Source organism: Psychrobacter piscatorii, from assembly GCF_043641605.1.
In the GTDB taxonomy this organism is placed as follows: Bacteria; Pseudomonadota; Gammaproteobacteria; order Pseudomonadales; family Moraxellaceae; genus Psychrobacter; species Psychrobacter piscatorii_C.
In genome coordinates, this window is sequence record NZ_JBHZRK010000003.1 from 246,707 (window position 1) to 262,895 (window position 16,189).

Below are 16,189 nucleotides of genomic sequence, written 5' to 3' on the forward strand. Positions count from 1 at the left end.
ATGACAGTTTTGCACCACCTTTTTGATAGCATACTTTTATAAGCTATCAAATATGGCTGAGTTGCCCGCCCTCATTGCTGGACAATTAACTTCAACAGCTAGCCACCTTACTACTAATCACTCAAGGTGTCGTTAGTTATTAAAGTTAGCATCATCAAAGTAGATGAATATATTGGTCTCAATGGCCAATCATTACCTCACCGCTTTGCTTGATGTTGTTGTCTCAATAACTTACTCATGACCTTACCTATGTTTGATATATAGTTGTTTGGCCATTAGCCATATTGCGTTATCGATGAAGGAATCATCTGATTTACATCCTTCGTGTAGTCGTGCGTCCAGATTTTGAAACGACTGTTTTATGCTTTTATTTTAAGCATATAAGCGACACATCGATAGCGGGCTGACCCATAAATCCACATCGCTAACTCTTAGAGAGAGCATGCTAGTGGCGCTATAATCAAGCAGGATGACTGGTACTTATTTTATTCAAAAGTATGATGTCGTCTGAAATGTTGTATTGGTACATGCCAAATGATGTGCATGTATTTTTACGCGTTTTTGCGGTAAGAAGGATGGCTAAAATCAGGAGACATCCATGCAACGTATTACTTATCGTGTCAAAGGATCTGCGCAAGGTGCCAAACGCCGTATTTCTCATTTACTGCGTCCATCTAAACGCCTACTTAACACCAAAAGTAACATCGTTTCATCTACCCCTACTGCGTCGGGTCGTTTTGCCAGAACCAAGAAGCTGGCACAAGTATCCAGTATCGCTCTGCTCTCTTTGCCTGCACAGAGCCTAACGACAATGAATACAAAGGTACCAGCCTATGCCAATGTCATGCTGGAAAACACCTTGACCATTGCCGCTGTCCCAGGTGATAGTACTTATTTTGCCACTGATGGCTTCCAACATGGCTTTGGCTTTGATCTCGTGCGCACCTATGCAGACGAGCTTGGTGTGGATATCAATCTAAAAGCCTATGCCAATGAAGAGGCTGCACTTAAGGCCTTGAGATCAGGTGACGCTGATATGGCGTTGACCACGGCTAGTACCAAACTAAAAAGCCAGCTCAATCTATCATCTATTAATGTCAGCTGTGGCTACGACTCAAGCTTGACTAAAAACGGTCTGCATCCAAAAGTCAGCTGGACGTTCAGCTCACCTAATGATCCACTGTCCAAAAAAGCCAGCTATTTCTTGTGCGATAGCATCAAGCTAAAAAACACACAGAAATTAGCGGCATTCTACAATCAGAATTTGCTAAAAGATGCTTATAGTCAGGATCATTTCCAAAAAACACTGACAGAAAAACTGCCTGATTATCAGTCTTCGTTTGAAGAGCAAGCGCGCAATTACAATCATGACTGGGAATTGTTGGTTGCTATGGGTTATCAAGAGTCACATCTTGACGCCAATGCGGTATCTCCGACTGGCGTACGCGGCCTTATGATGCTAACCAATAATACTGCAAAAGCGATGGGCGTGTCAGACCGTGTTGATCCTTATCAAAGTATCGGCGGCGGTGCTCGTTATCTGGAGCAAATGAAAGCAGATTTCGCGGATGTTCCCAAGACTGATCGTGTCTGGTTTGCACTTGCTGGTTATAATATGGGTCCAAATGCGGTGAAAAGCATTCAGCGCAAATTGCGCGACCAAGGCATTGATGATAAGAGCTGGGCGAACGTTTATGCGTACTTGGCGGACAACAAAGCATCAAACAGCCGTTATGGTCAAGCAATGCACTATGTTAGCAACATCAGAAGTTATCTTGAATCTATCAAAACTCAAACTGTCTAGTTAATAGACTCCATTAGATATCAGATATATTAAGACACCCAATTTTTACGTAAAAAAAGCTGCTCTTATATAGAGCAGCTTTTTTATGCGTTACGATTTATATTGGCGAAATTTATGTATATATCATTCGATAATACGCTACTGATTAACGATTAGGAACAGTCAAACGCTGACCACGTTGTAACATAGTATCAGCAGCGATATTATTCATCTCAGCCAATTCTTGGGTTGATACGCCATATTTACGAGCTAAACCAATCAAGCTATCACCTGAGCCAACCGTGTAGCTTACTGTCGCTTTTGGCACTTTCAGAGTTTGTCCACGCTGTAGTTGAGCGTTTGTTGCCAAGTCATTGGTCGCTGCCAAATCCTCTACAGAGATACCAAACTGACGAGCTAAGGCAATCAAGCCATCGCCAGATTTGACCTTGTAGTTTTCAGTATTGCCCAATTTAGTACCAGTACTTGCTGTGCTGCTATTTTTACTACTGCTAGCAGAGCTGCTACTACTCTGACTGCTGTTGCTTTGATTACTGTTGCTTTGACTACTAGTAGAAGCCGAAGAATTTGCCACACTACCGCCCGCAGGAATAGTGATGGTACGACCTAATATCAAGTTAGACGTCGTACTCAGGTTATTTGCTGAGGCTAAATCGCTCAAGCCGATATTATAGCGTTTGGCGACACCCGTTAGCGTATCACCTGATTTGACTTTATAACTGACGGCTTTATCATTCAGTTGGCGATCAACTAACTCTTTTGAAACCGGTACTTTAATCGTCTGCCCGCGTTGTAGGCGCGCTCTTGCATCAAAGTTACTGTTTACAGCAGCGATTTCTGCTGCACTAACACCCACGCTATTGGCAATACCGATCAAGGTATCACCTGATTTTACTTTATAGCTAGTGGTCGCTACTGAGCTTGTATTACTAGCACTGCTAGAGCTTGTAGTGCTTGCCGCATCAAAATTAACGCTGGCAGGTACTTTTAGTGTTTGACCCACATACAGTGAGCTTGTGCTATTAATACCATTTAGGCTAGCTAGCGTGTCTGTCGATACATTAAATTGACGCGCTAAGGCAATCAGACCGTCACCCGGTTTTACTTTATAGTTCTTAGTCGCAGTGCTTGATTTACTCGGTCTGGTGGATGGTGCCGCAGGTGTTGTGGCGGGCGCTTTTACCTTACCAGGTACTAGCCAGAGTTTTTGTCCTCTGAGCAGATCAGCACGGCTACTAAGGTTATTGTAGCTGGCAAGCTGTGTGACCGATAAACCAAAGCGGTTAGCCGTACCAATAAGCGTGTCGCCACCTTGTACAACATAGCTTTCAGGCTGATTGGCGGCTGGGTTACTGGCAGCGCTTAGCGGCTCGATAGTTTTGGCGTTGTATAGATATAACGTGCTGCCAGATAGTAGGTTGGCACTGGCATCTATTTGGTTCCATTCTGCGATATCACGCCAATTTACCCCTGCACGGCTTGCGATATTCGATAGAGTATCGCCACGTTTGACCGTATAAGTGGTACGCGTGCCTTGTGGTTTTGGTTTACTAACTGACGTTTTAGCAAAGCTCAGCTTTTTCTCCTCACCGCTTGCTTCTAAGATAGACTGCTGCGTCTGTACGGCTGATAGGTTGATGTTACCATCTGCGTTAATAACGTTGGTCTCAGAGGTATTGCTACGGATTTGGTTGGCAATGAAATCACGCTCTTCTTTGCTAAGCGGTGGCTCTTGGACAATCGTATTATTCTGAGTAATCTGCGCTGAGGTAGTCGGTAGACTGTTGCTGCTCTTGAGCTCAGCATTGATTTTTTTGGTTTCTGCATTGGTTATTGGCGGCTCAGTACGTACTGAGGCATTACCACTATAGACAGAGCTGCTAGTCGTTTGAGCGGACGGTGAGATATAGCTCGTCGTTTGCTGAGGCACGCTTGCGCTAGCAGCATAATCAGCCAATGCGCTACTGCTGGATGGCAATGATGACGAAGTGTATGGCTTGCTATTGTAGCTTGGTGTCGTTGTGGTTGGGGTACTTGTATTGCTAGAAGCCAATACATTGCCTGTGCCATTACCACGCAATAGACTCAGTTTGGCATCAGCATTTAAGCTAACATCATTAGGAATGATAACGCGCTGTGGCCCAGAAGAATCCACACGACCTGAAGTCAATGCAGTGTTGAGTCGCTCTAACTCATCATAACTCACGCCTGTGAGCTGTGATACTTCAGACAAGCTCACACCGTAGTTGACCGGCACACTACGGAAATGCTGGCGGTTAGCGATAGCTGGCAGATATACGCCATACTGTTCAGGCTTGGCCACAATTTCGGCTACTGCCAAAAAGCGCGGCACATAATTCATGGTTTCAGTTGGTAGTTGTAGTGACCAGTAGTCCGTTGGTAGTCCACGTGCGGCATTGGCATCAATCGCTTTTTGGATACGACCAGGTCCTGCATTATAGGCGGCTAATGCCAGCTCCCAGCTACCAAACTGATTGTGTAGCGCGGTCAAAAAGTCGTAAGCGGCGCGCGTTGATTCGATAACGTCACGGCGACCATCATAGGTGCTGCTTTGATTCAGACCATAGATACGACCCGTACTTGGGATAAACTGCCATAGACCTGCCGCTGCTGCACTACTGGTACCACTTGGATCGTACGAGCTTTCGATAACTGGTAACAACGCCAGCTCTGTTGGAATGTTGCGGCGCTCAGCCTCTCGTACCGTATGGTAAATGTAGCGACTGGCACGCGCCGTCAAACGGTTTAGATAGTCTTGTCTGCTGGTAAACCAACTCTTTTGCCCTTCGATACGCTGATTATAAATCGGCTTACCGCCGTTCATACGGTAGCCGGCACGTAAACGATTCCATAGGTCACCATACTGCTGAATAGCAAGTTGGTTGCCCTCCACCATCGTCATGTCAGTGGCTTCTAATAGATCTGCCAATTCATCCAAGCTCTCTGCATCCAAAAACGCAGTTGAATAATCCGCACTACCCGTAGTTGCCTCTTGATTAGCAGGACGCTTGGTAATAACAGCTGAGCTATTGGTTGCACCTTTATTTTTTACTGTTGAGGTGTTGCTACACGCACTGATAAGTAAAGTTGATACCGCAAGCGTCAATGGTAACGCAACAAACGAGCGAGATTTTGATAGCACAGTAGACATGATATTGGAAGTTTCCTAACGACAGAAAGTGATAAGACAAAGTTGAGAGATAGTATAGTATGCAATGTAAAGTAAAGACCAGCCTAATATAAAAGATACTAATAATCATTTTTATTAGTATCTAACAGATTGTATTGACCAGTACTTAGTTAATAGCTACTTGTGATACTGCACGTAGTAATACAGCGTTACCAGTAGATACCGTCAGCGTTACACGAGATGTCGTAACAAATGATGTTTGCTGACCGTCTTTCGTCCAGCTCTCATTTGTCGTTACATTGGCTTTGGCCTGATCTCCTGTAATAACGATGTTATCTACAGAAATATCGTAGCGATAATTAGACGTATCATTCCAGCTGTTTTGCAATAGCTTCAAATATGCATCTTTGTCTAAGCTGGTAGATTTACCTTTTCTGGATAACGAAATCAACGCATCGTCAGATACCAGACGCGCGACTTGATTGATACTCTGGCTATTTGCAGATGATTTCATTGCTGCGGCGTAGTTTTGCACCAAAGCTTCGGTCATGGTGGCAGCTTGCGCACTGATACTCACTGTGCTGGCCACTGCTACTATCGCAGTTATGCTAGCGCCCTTCAGTAATAGAGCCATTAAGCTCTTTCCCCATAGTCGTTTCATGATAGTCCTTAGCGATGCTATTTTCGTTATTGTCATATATTGGCAAGGAGTGTCTTTATAGCATCTAGTTTAGCAGTATATTGGTATAAGCGTACTCATATAATAGGCCGAGCCTATCATTGAATTCTCACAGTTGTGTGACACCCTGTGTAATTATTGCGAATATAAAAGCACAGGATGCTCACAAAAGCCGTTCTTTGAATCGAAGGTTATTATATCCTCTGATTTCAACAACTTTGGTCGTGATAATAGCAATAGTATTCAATCGATAACGCTAGAATTTGTTTTCACTATTGCTATCTTCATACTGCTCATCATCACTGAGCTTCATACCCAAACGCTCTACGCGTCTGTCCATCATCTGTCGAGCTAAAGCCTGCATGTCTTCCACGCGATCTATTTCATCGACAATCTCAAGACCTAATAATGTCTCAAACACATCTTCTAACGTGACAAGCCCTTTGACTTCACCGTATTCGCCAACCGTAATTGCGATATGAATACGGTTTTTTAGCATAAGCTCCAATAAATCAAACAGTTTCATTTTAGAAAATACAAACGTAATGTCTCTTTTGAACTGCGTTAAAGGCTTGTGCATGGCATGGTTGACTTTTGCCAATAGCATGTCAGTTTTTAAAACAAAACCAGTAATGTTATCTAGATCACCATCATAAATGGGCAATCGAGAAAACGTGAGCTTTGGACGATCAACCAATAACTCAGCCACTGTTTTGTTTTCTTCAAATGCGAGCATCACCGAACGCGGGGTCATAATGTCTTCGACTTTAATCGCGCCGAACGCTAGTAGATTGCGAATGATGCGCGACTCTAGTGGATCGATTTGACCTGACTCTTCACCGATACTAGCAAGCGCAGCAAACTCACGACGGCTAAATGCTTGTGGTTCTTTGCCACGTACCAGCAGTTTCGTTAGCCGCTCCGAAATCCAAATAAGCGGATAAAGCAGCAAGATGATACCGCGCACGAAATAAGCAACCATACCACTTAACTGACGCCAATATACCGTTCCAAGTGTCTTTGGGATAATCTCAGACAAAAACAAGATAGCCAACGTCATAATGGCAGAAAACAGTCCAAACCAAGCACTACCAAACACAATCGTAGCCTGAGCACCCGCTCCGATAGAGCCAAGTGTATGGGCAACGGTATTCAACGTTAAAATAGCGGCCAACGATTGGTCAATATTATCGACCTTTAAGCGTCTTAGCATATTTGCTTTTTTTGGATTCGTTTCTTGCACATCCGCAATATAGGATGGTGTCATGCTCAGTAATGCGGCCTCTGATAAAGAGCACACAAATGAGATACCGATAGCAACAGCCACAAAAAATATCAATAATGCTACGCTAAGTGCGGTTGGTGCTGCTACAGCAGTTGGTGTTTCTACAGCACCAGCTGCCCACACTGCCTGCGGTAGCATAAGAATTGCCAATGCAGATAGTGCTGACAAAGAAGTATAACCAAATCGAGAACTAGTAGTCATTCTCGGGGGAGGCTCTGCAGATGCGTCTTTACGATGAGCACGCGGACGACATAAACGAGGTACAAACATAAAAGTGGTGAACAAGTTAGGTAACCTAAAAAGAGAAAAGGGAATATGTTGTAACGAGCAAACCATGTCGATTGACAATGTGATATAGAGTATCGATTAATCAATATTCATAGTCGCTCAAAGCTGACTTAGTCACTGTTTTAAAGCGATATTATGCTTCTATAGACAGCATACTAAATGCAGGCAATCATTGCCATTTGATAGTAGCATTGATGATACCAATGCACAATAAGTCGCTATTTTTAAGTTTTTATTTTTTGACACTTTTTATTGTTGCGTTTTGCCTCCATACTCATTATTAGTCAACGCCTCTCTTCGGCTTATCATTTGGCATTTTATCTTTGCTGATATGAATCTATTGAAGCGTGAATCCTTGGCTGAGTGGTATCTGACTGTATTTGACGTCAAGTTAGCATGACATAGCACTAAGAAAAACGTGCCCCGTCTATGATTAACAGTTACCAAGTCTAGGATTTTTTGTTACTATGCGTCTAATTTTATTTTTACCTATCCTTTATTGAGAGAGAAATATGGAACAGTTCGGTCAACTTATATTGCCTGTTGCCTTTTTTGCCATTTTTTACTTTTTGGTTATCCGTCCACAGTCTAAACGTACCAAAGAGCACCGTGCAATGGTCAATGCATTGACTGCTGGCAACGAAATCATCTTTGCTGGTGGCTTGATGGGTCGTATTAAAGCGATAGAAGGCGATTATGCCGTCGTAAGCTTAAACAACAACACTGATGTAAAAGTACAACGTGCTTCTGTTATTTCAGTATTGCCTGCTGGTACGATCGAAAGCGTTTAATCGAAAACGTTTAATTATTACTGAGCTTTATCGGTAGTAATTTAATGGTCGTATCACCACTGGGTGCAATGACCAAATAATGACCGTATATCATTTACGGTCATTTTTCGCTATTAAGGTAGTCGCTATTAAGGTAGTAAGGTACGGCTGCTATATAAGCTAGCCTAGCCTGTAGATATATTGACTTTGCCTGTTTCGCCAATGATATTTTTGGTGACTCGATAAAGATACGTCTGTATTATTTGCATTACTGTTTTATATTTTACTATCACCGCGGATGATCGTAATGGAGCCTGCTGAATATGGCAGTCGACCATTGCTGTCGCTAACTTCCCATCTGCTAACTTGTGGCTCACGTCGCCAGTCGTTTATCAACTTAAAGAAGTGATTATGCAATATCCCGCTTGGAAATACTTACTTATTGCCGTCGTGCTCATCATTGCCGGTCTATATGCTGCTCCTAACTTATACCCTGACGAACCTGCCGTGCAGATTACGAGCGCAGCAGCTGGCACGCAATTGTCTGAAGGTATCTTGACCCAGTCTCAAAGCTTACTCGAAGAGGCAGGTCTAGAAAATCATAATGGTACGTTTGAGGGCAACAGTGCACTGGTACGTCTTAACAACCCAGTCGATCAGCTAAAAGCGCAAGAAGTACTACGTCAAAACTTGGGTGAGGACTATGTAGTCGCTCTCAACTTAGCACAAACGACCCCGCAGTGGCTGCGTGATATCGGTGCCAGACCGATGAAACTTGGCCTTGATTTACGCGGTGGTGTACGTTTTGTACTAGAAGTCGATATGGACAAGGCACTTGAACAGCGCTTGAACAGTGCCAGTCGCGATATGCGACGTGATTTGCGTGCTGAGCGAGTGGCGATTAAAGGTATAAAAACTGAAGATCGCGGCGTCGTATTACATTTTGCTGATACAGATACCCGTAATCGCGCGCAAAACATCTTGCAAGGCTCGATGAGTAACACTTTCAACTTGCAGTCTTCTATTGATAACCAAGGTCCTGCATTGGTGTTGTCATATAACGATGCCACGCTTGACGAGATCAATAGCTATGCGGTCAATCAGAACTTAACAACGCTACGTAATCGTATTGCTGAGCTGGGTGTGACTGAAGCACTAGTACAATCTCAAGGCTCAAGCCGTATCGTGGTTGAGCTGCCTGGTGTACAAGATACTGCTGAGGCAAAACGTGTCCTTGGCCGTACTGCCAACCTTGAGTTCCGTATGGTAGCAGAAGACGCTGATACCTATACAGGCGGTATTCCTCCAGCAGGTACTGAAGCATTCCCATTTGAGACACTCGATGGTCCACCAGTATTGCTAGATCGCCAAGCGATTGTCACAGGTGATAAAGTGACCAATGCACAGACTGGCCTAGATGAAAGTGGTCTACCGGAAGTAAGCATTACCTTGGACAGCGCTGGCGGCAAGCTGATGCAAAATGCCACTCGCACCGCTGTTGGTAAACAGATGGCTGTATTGTTCATTGAAAACAAGCAAAGAATCACTTACGAAGAAGATCCAGCAACTGGTGAGACGACTGAAGTACGCACGCCTTACGCTGAAACCAAAGTCATCAACCGCGCCAACATTCAAGCGGTACTGGGTTCATCATTCCGTATTACTGGTCTTGATAGCACTGCTGAAGCCGCTGAGCTTGCGCTACTACTACGCTCAGGCGCACTTGCCGCACCGATGTACTTTGTAGAAGAACGTACCATCGGCCCATCATTGGGTCAAGAAAATATCGATAAAGGCTTATTCTCTACGCAGGTCGGCTATCTATTAGTCTTTGCATTTATGATCATCTTCTATCGCTTGTTTGGTGTGATTGCCAACGTAGCATTGGCAGTGAACGTTATTATTATTATTGCGATTATGTCAATTTTGGGTTCGTCACTGACGCTACCTGGTATTGCTGGTATCGTCTTGACCATTGGTATGGCGGTTGATGCCAACGTACTGATCTTTGAGAGGATACGAGAAGAGATTGCCAATGGTGTACGGCCAAAATCCGCCATCGTGGCAGGTTTTGATCGAGCATTTAGTAGTATTTTTGATGCCAACATTACAACCTTATTGGTCGCGTTTATCCTATTTGCGATTGGTACGGGTCCGATTAAAGGCTTTGCGGTTACGCTAGCTATTGGTATTGTCAGCTCACTGTTCACCGCCATTTTGGTGACGCGTGCACTGGTACAAATTGCTTATGGTAAGCGTAAATCCATCAAAAGTCTGAGCATCGGTTAGGAGAACATTATGGCGATCGAAAATAATAACCCTTTAGAACAGCAGAATAACCCTGATCGAAATGGCTCAAACGGTGATGCGACTACTGCAAGTACCCGCCGCCGCAACAAACCACGCCGTGATGGGAAAGGTAGCAATACCAAAACCAACAACCCGACTACAGCGAAATCCGGTAAAAGTAGCAGCCGTCGTGGCGGTAAAGGTCAAGCTGGTAAAGACAATCAAGCACTCGCGACCACTGTTGAACCTAATCTAGTGTCAAGCGACGCCGCTGATGATGCGGCCGCAGTCGCTGAAGGTGGCATTAAAGCCATTGGTAATCAACGTATCATTCCATTTATGAAGATAGAAAAGCCAATGGCGCTACTATCTTTGTTTATGGTGATCGGTAGTATCATTGCTATTGCCGTCAACGGCTTGAACTTAGGTCTTGATTTTACTGGTGGTGTCTCAGCAGACATTCGTTATGAGCAGCCTGTCGAACAGGTTGCCGTTGTTCAAGCATTGGCAGACAATGGTTTTGATGATGCGGTTGTACAGTATTTAGGTACGCGTGAAGAGCTACTCGTACGTTTGCCGCCCCAGTCTGATAATGTGGACGGGCTGAATACTGACCTAACTCAAGCATTAGCGTTACCTAATAATACCGCTACTATCAGTAACGTCAATATTATTGGTAGCCAAGTGGGTAACGAGATTTATCTAAACTCCGTTATGGCATTGGTGTTGGCATTGGTTTGTATGCTTGGTTATGTTGCCTTACGATTCCAGTTCAAACTATCGTTAGGTGCCGTATTATCGCTGTTTCACGATGCAGTGGTCACCATTGGTGTATTTGCGCTATTTGGCTTCCCGTTTGATTTAACGGTATTGGCTGCTGTATTGGCGTTGATTGGTTATTCATTGAACGATACGATTGTTGTTTATGACCGTATCCGCGAAAACTTCCGCCGCGTCCGTGGTATTACACCAGAGCAGACGATTGACTTGTCTTTGACTGAAACCCTACGCCGTACTATTATGACCATCTCAACAGTTTTATTGGTCGTTTTAGCCATGTTGTTCTTGGGTGGTGAAGGGCTATACTGGTTCTCAGTCGCATTATTTATTGGTTTGCTAGCAGGTACGTATTCATCGACCTACATCGCAAGCTCGATTCCATTACGTATGGGTCTATCGCGTGATGACTTTATTGTGAAAGTGAAACCAGAGTTCGAAGAAGAGATTGTCACTTTTAATGATCCAAAGATGTTTGAACAAGACAATGTCTAATAGACAGTTACTAAAAAAATAATGCACTAACCTAGTGTGTTATGAAGCTTAAAATCATCACTTGTTAAATGCGAATGATGATTGAACAAAGGCACCTGACTCGTGAATAGTGAGTCTAGGTGCTTTTGTCTTTATAGCTATTTTGCCTCACATATCAACTGTATCGCACTGCTGTTTTGCCACAGATTAAATAATATCTTGCCCTCTTTATCGCCTCAGTATAAACGAGCCAACAATGTCAGCGAATTCCTCAATACCTAATGCCATGCCGCCTATCGATACAAGCTATAAGCGTATCATTGCGATTGCCCTGCCTGTACTACTCGCCAATCTCGCCATGCCATTGCAAAGTGTTATCGATACGGCCATTGTGGGCAATATGAATGATACTGCCAAACTCGCTGGTATGGGCTTGGCGATACAGCTGCTATCCTTGTTACTTGTCAGCTTTAACTTTCTGCAATATGCCTCGTCTGGCCTGTCCGCACAAGCATTAGGACAGCTAGCCAATCATGCTGACAACAACAACCATAATGCGACAACAGCCTCACCGTTACTGTCTATTTTACAGCGCGCGTTGTTATTAGCCTTCTTAATCGGCGCAGTTTTGCTACTGGCCAAACCGTGGCTGATCAATGTTGGTTTACAGGCATTATCTGCCAATTCTGAGAGTGGTCTTGCTGCCAAAACTTACTTAGATGTCCGCTTTTGGGGCGTCATAGCCGAACTGATGAATTTTGCATTTATTGGATGGTTTGCAGGACAAGGTAAAACGCGATACATGCTCTACCAACAAGGATTTATCGCTATCCTCAACATTGTGCTGACCTTATTTTTTGTGTTTATCATGCAAATGGGATTGGTCGGTGTGGCGCTGGGTACGACTATTGCATTTTGGTTAGGTGTATTATTGGCATTGTGGCTCAGTCGTCATCATCTAAAAATATCTTGGGCTGCGTTATTCAAAGCTGATAGACAGCATTTTACAAAAGAAAAAATACTTAGGCTATTTTCTTTAAATAAAGATATTTTTGTGCGCACCCTTATTTTGACGCTCAGTTTTGCTTGGATTACTCGACTGTCTGCCCAAAGTGGCGATGTCATACTGGCAGCTAATGCTATTTTATTACAAGTACTAAGCATCTCCGCCTTTGCGCTTGATGGCGTCGCAGTCTCTGCTGAGACCTTGAGCGGACAAGCCGCTGGTCGACGTGATTGGCCGCGTTTTCGTACTATCATCAAGCGTACAGGCGTCGTCAGCTACGGGCTTGCCATTATGTTAAGTGCTATCTGGTGGCTTGCAATGCCAACTTATCTAGATTTTATGACCAACATTGAATCGGTATTTGCCCTCGCCTATGAGTACCACCTATATGCAGTGTTGCTACCCCTCGTGGGTGTTGGAGCCTATTGGTTGGATGGTATATTTTTTGGTTTGACAGCAGGCAATGTGATTCGTAATGCTGCCCTGATATTAGCTGCTATTTTCTTTCCATTGAGCTGGCTGCTTTATCAGCAATGGGATATGACTGGAATTTGGCTGAGTGTATGGTGCCTACTGCTATTGAGGCTAATTATATTGGGCGGATTTTTGTACCGTGCTCATCAATCAGGTAGTTATGAGAGACTACAGCCAGAGGCTTAAGCACTTTTTATTGTACAGCCACTGATCACACAGTCGTTTATCATACAGTTTTGACGCAATACAGTTTTTATTTTTAAGTGTAAAAAAATCCATTTATAAAATAGTATAAGAAAATTTAGGATGCCATGTGACCACTCATTCAAACGAACTCAGTCATCAACAAGAACGCACTCACGACTGGGCTGACGGCTTCAAAAAAAGCTTGCCCGTTGCGATGGGATATCTGCCTGCTGGCATTGCCTTTGGTGTACTGGCACAAGTTGCTGGTATTCCTGTATGGGCAACGATTATGCTCAGCATTGTGCTCTATGCTGGAGCGGCTCAATATGCTTGTTTGCCAATGCTCAGCGCTGGCCTACCGATCGGTAACATCGCGACCAATATCGCCGCCATTAATTTACGCCACGTATTTTATGGTATGCCATTATTGCAATATCTACCAAAACATAGACTGGCAAAAACGTATTGCTTATTTGCCCTGACTGATGAGACTTTTTCAGTCATGACCAGTTTGCCAAACGAGGCACGACAAGCACTCATACTCCCTATTAGCTTATTTAACCAAAGCTGGTGGGTGCTCGCGAGTGGTATTGGTGTGCTGATTGGTAGCACGCTTAGTGATTTGGTGCCGCATTTGGATTTTGCCTTGGTTTGTCTGTTTGCGATTTTGGCATATGAACAATTCCAAAGTATCAAGCGTTATTTTCCTATTGGCATCGCTGTAATTGGCTTGATTGTCGCGTTTTTATTTACTAGCGATTGGTTATTATTGGTGGCTATCACTATCTGTATGCTGATGATTTTGATACGTGGATTTTGGATGCAGCGTCATGAAATAGGAGAGCGTCATGACCAGTAGTTATCTTATTTTTGCGACGCTTGCCATGGCAGCGGTGACGTTCATCACTCGTGCATTGCCAGCATTAATCCCTAGAAAAGTTTTAGATACGCCTTGGCTACATCGACTGAATGAAAGCTTACCGCTGTCAGTGATGGTGCTACTTATCTTAACCAGTCTGTCTTATCAAAACCTGCCAGCAGACATTGCCTTAAGTGATCCTGAGTTACATCTATTGATGGCACAGGTTTGCGCACTTATACTGGTACTTTTTATTTATCATATTAGCAGGCAGCTATTGGTAAGCATGGTCGTTGGTATTGCCGCGATCAATGGTTTTGTCTGGATATTTACCAACTTTTTGGCCTGACAGCAGCCTACCTTATACCAACATTCAGTATTGATTTTACTTGTATTTTGGACACAAAAAAGCTGGACTCTTAATAGAATCCAGCTTTTTGTTATATGAGAATAACGATTTGAATAGCGTATGGCTTAAAGCTCTTCAACACCCATCATATCGACTGGAGTATCAGCCACTATCTGCACGCCTTTTTTACCAGTCTTGGCTGTATCATTACGCTGCTCTTGCAAATGATCAAGATACGCTTCATTGATTTGGCCTGTGATGTAGCAGCCATTAAATACAGCACAATCAAACCCTTCGACTCTGCTGTGCTTGGTATCTTTGACGGCATCAATCAAATCATCTAGGTCTTGGAAGATCAAACGGTCAGCGCCAATGATCTCACGTACTTCCTCAACACTATTACCTGAAGCAATCAGCTCGGTACGCACTGGCATGTCAATGCCGTATACGTTTGGAAACTTCACTGGTGGCGCGGCACTCGCAAAAAACACCTTATTAGCACCTGCATCACGCGCCATTTGAATGATCTCATGACACGTCGTACCACGAACGATTGAATCATCAACCAATAGTACGTTTTTACCTTTAAACTCTAATGGCACGGCACTTAGCTTTTGACGAACGGATTTTTTGCGCTGCTGCTGACCTGGCATGATAAACGTACGACCGATATAGCGGTTTTTCATAAACCCTTCACGGTACTTGACATTCATTTTTAGCGCCAGCTCCATCGCTGAGGTACGTGACGTATCTGGAATCGGGATGACCACGTCAATATCATGATCCTCGCCCCACTCTGCAAGGATTTTGTCAGCCAATTTTTCACCCATACGTAGGCGTGATTTATAAACTGAGATATTGTCCATAATAGAATCTGGACGGGCAAAGTAAACATACTCAAAGATACAAGGCGTATATTCTTTTGGCGCTACGCATTGATGCGTATGCAGCTTATGGTTCAAATCAATAAAAATAGCTTCGCCTGGTTTTACATCACGAACGATAGTGAAGCCAGAACCTGTTAATGCGACTGATTCAGAGGCGACCATATACTCGGTGCCGCCGTTTTCTGCCATACGTTTACCAAAGATAAGCGGACGGATACCATTTGGATCGCGGAACGCTAGTAGTCCATGACCGGTAATCAAGGCCACAACGCCATAAGCACCTTCACAGCGTTTATAGACGGCTTTTACCGCTTCAAAGATGTCATCGGATGTTGGATGCGTCTTACCTAGATTTTGCATCTCATGTGCGAGCACGTTCAGCAGCACTTCAGAATCTGAATCGGTATTGAGGTGGCGACGATCTTCAATATACAAAGATTTGGCAAGACTCTCAGCATTGGTCAAGTTACCATTGTGCGCAAGCGTAATACCATAAGGTGAGTTAACATAAAATGGCTGAGCTTCAGCGCTACTAGAAGTACCAGCGGTTGGGTAACGAACATGACCGATACCAAATTTACCGACCAGCTTCATCATATGACGATTCATAAAGACGTCACGTACCATACCGTTTTCTTTACGTAGGTAAAGTCGACCATCTTGCAAAGTGACAATACCTGCTGCATCTTGCCCGCGATGCTGTAGCATCGTTAAGCCGTCATAAAGTATCTGATTGACTGGCTCATGAGCTGCAACTCCAATGACTCCACACATATAGCTATATCCTATTTTAACTCATACATTAGTACGACAATAACGGCAAAACTGCTGACAGTATGTGGCTAAAATCACGCACTGTCGTCCACCGCTAACCTGATGATTTTGTAAGAAACTTCATGATAATTTTTAAT

General features: G+C 43.8%; 11 protein-coding genes. 7 read left to right on the top strand and 4 right to left on the bottom strand.

Annotation, left to right across the window (positions count from 1 at the left end; genetic code table 11):
* Positions 1–598: 598 nt before the first annotated feature.
* Positions 599–1,804, top strand: a complete 1,206-nt coding sequence (locus ACHUET_RS04715; protein WP_394211063.1) for a transglycosylase SLT domain-containing protein — start codon at positions 599–601, stop codon at positions 1,802–1,804.
* A gap of 145 nt (positions 1,805–1,949) precedes the next feature.
* On the opposite strand, the gene ACHUET_RS04720 is transcribed toward ACHUET_RS04715, so the two are convergent.
* The 3 genes from ACHUET_RS04720 to ACHUET_RS04730 form a co-directional block, all read right to left on the bottom strand.
* Positions 1,950–4,976, bottom strand: coding sequence for a LysM peptidoglycan-binding domain-containing protein (locus tag ACHUET_RS04720; RefSeq protein WP_394211064.1), 3,027 nt, complete (start codon positions 4,974–4,976; stop codon positions 1,950–1,952).
* A 145-nt stretch (positions 4,977–5,121) separates the two neighbouring features.
* A complete protein-coding gene (locus ACHUET_RS04725) occupies positions 5,122–5,616 on the bottom strand; it encodes a hypothetical protein (protein ID WP_394211065.1) in 495 nt (164 codons plus the stop codon).
* Between the two features lie 274 nt (positions 5,617–5,890).
* Positions 5,891–7,120, bottom strand: a complete 1,230-nt coding sequence (locus ACHUET_RS04730) for a hemolysin family protein (protein WP_394211066.1) — start codon at positions 7,118–7,120, stop codon at positions 5,891–5,893.
* Between the two features lie 599 nt (positions 7,121–7,719).
* Here ACHUET_RS04730 and yajC point away from each other — a divergent pair.
* The 6 genes from yajC (at position 7,720) to ACHUET_RS04760 (ending at position 14,391) form a co-directional block, all read left to right on the top strand.
* Complete coding sequence (yajC, locus tag ACHUET_RS04735) at positions 7,720–7,998, top strand: preprotein translocase subunit YajC (protein WP_058024991.1); 279 nt, start codon at positions 7,720–7,722, stop codon at positions 7,996–7,998.
* A gap of 390 nt (positions 7,999–8,388) precedes the next feature.
* Complete coding sequence (gene secD / locus ACHUET_RS04740; protein WP_201601012.1) at positions 8,389–10,266, top strand: protein translocase subunit SecD; 1,878 nt, start codon at positions 8,389–8,391, stop codon at positions 10,264–10,266.
* A gap of 9 nt (positions 10,267–10,275) precedes the next feature.
* Complete coding sequence (secF, locus tag ACHUET_RS04745) at positions 10,276–11,538, top strand: protein translocase subunit SecF (protein ID WP_394211067.1); 1,263 nt, start codon at positions 10,276–10,278, stop codon at positions 11,536–11,538.
* A gap of 235 nt (positions 11,539–11,773) precedes the next feature.
* The gene (locus ACHUET_RS04750; RefSeq protein ID WP_394211069.1) at positions 11,774–13,183 is read left to right on the top strand and encodes an MATE family efflux transporter; all 1,410 of its coding nucleotides are present in this window, start codon (positions 11,774–11,776) and stop codon (positions 13,181–13,183) included.
* A 127-nt stretch (positions 13,184–13,310) separates the two neighbouring features.
* Complete coding sequence (locus ACHUET_RS04755; protein WP_394211071.1) at positions 13,311–14,042, top strand: AzlC family ABC transporter permease; 732 nt, start codon at positions 13,311–13,313, stop codon at positions 14,040–14,042.
* Complete coding sequence (locus tag ACHUET_RS04760; protein ID WP_394211073.1) at positions 14,032–14,391, top strand: AzlD domain-containing protein; 360 nt, start codon at positions 14,032–14,034, stop codon at positions 14,389–14,391. The genes ACHUET_RS04755 and ACHUET_RS04760 overlap by 11 nt, the downstream gene beginning before the upstream one ends.
* A 125-nt stretch (positions 14,392–14,516) precedes the next feature.
* Here ACHUET_RS04760 and purF read toward each other — a convergent pair whose 3' ends face one another.
* Positions 14,517–16,052 carry an amidophosphoribosyltransferase gene (gene purF / locus ACHUET_RS04765; protein ID WP_394211074.1) on the bottom strand — a complete coding sequence of 512 codons (1,536 nt, stop codon included), beginning with the start codon at positions 16,050–16,052 and terminating at the stop codon, positions 14,517–14,519.
* Positions 16,053–16,189: the final 137 nt, after the last annotated feature.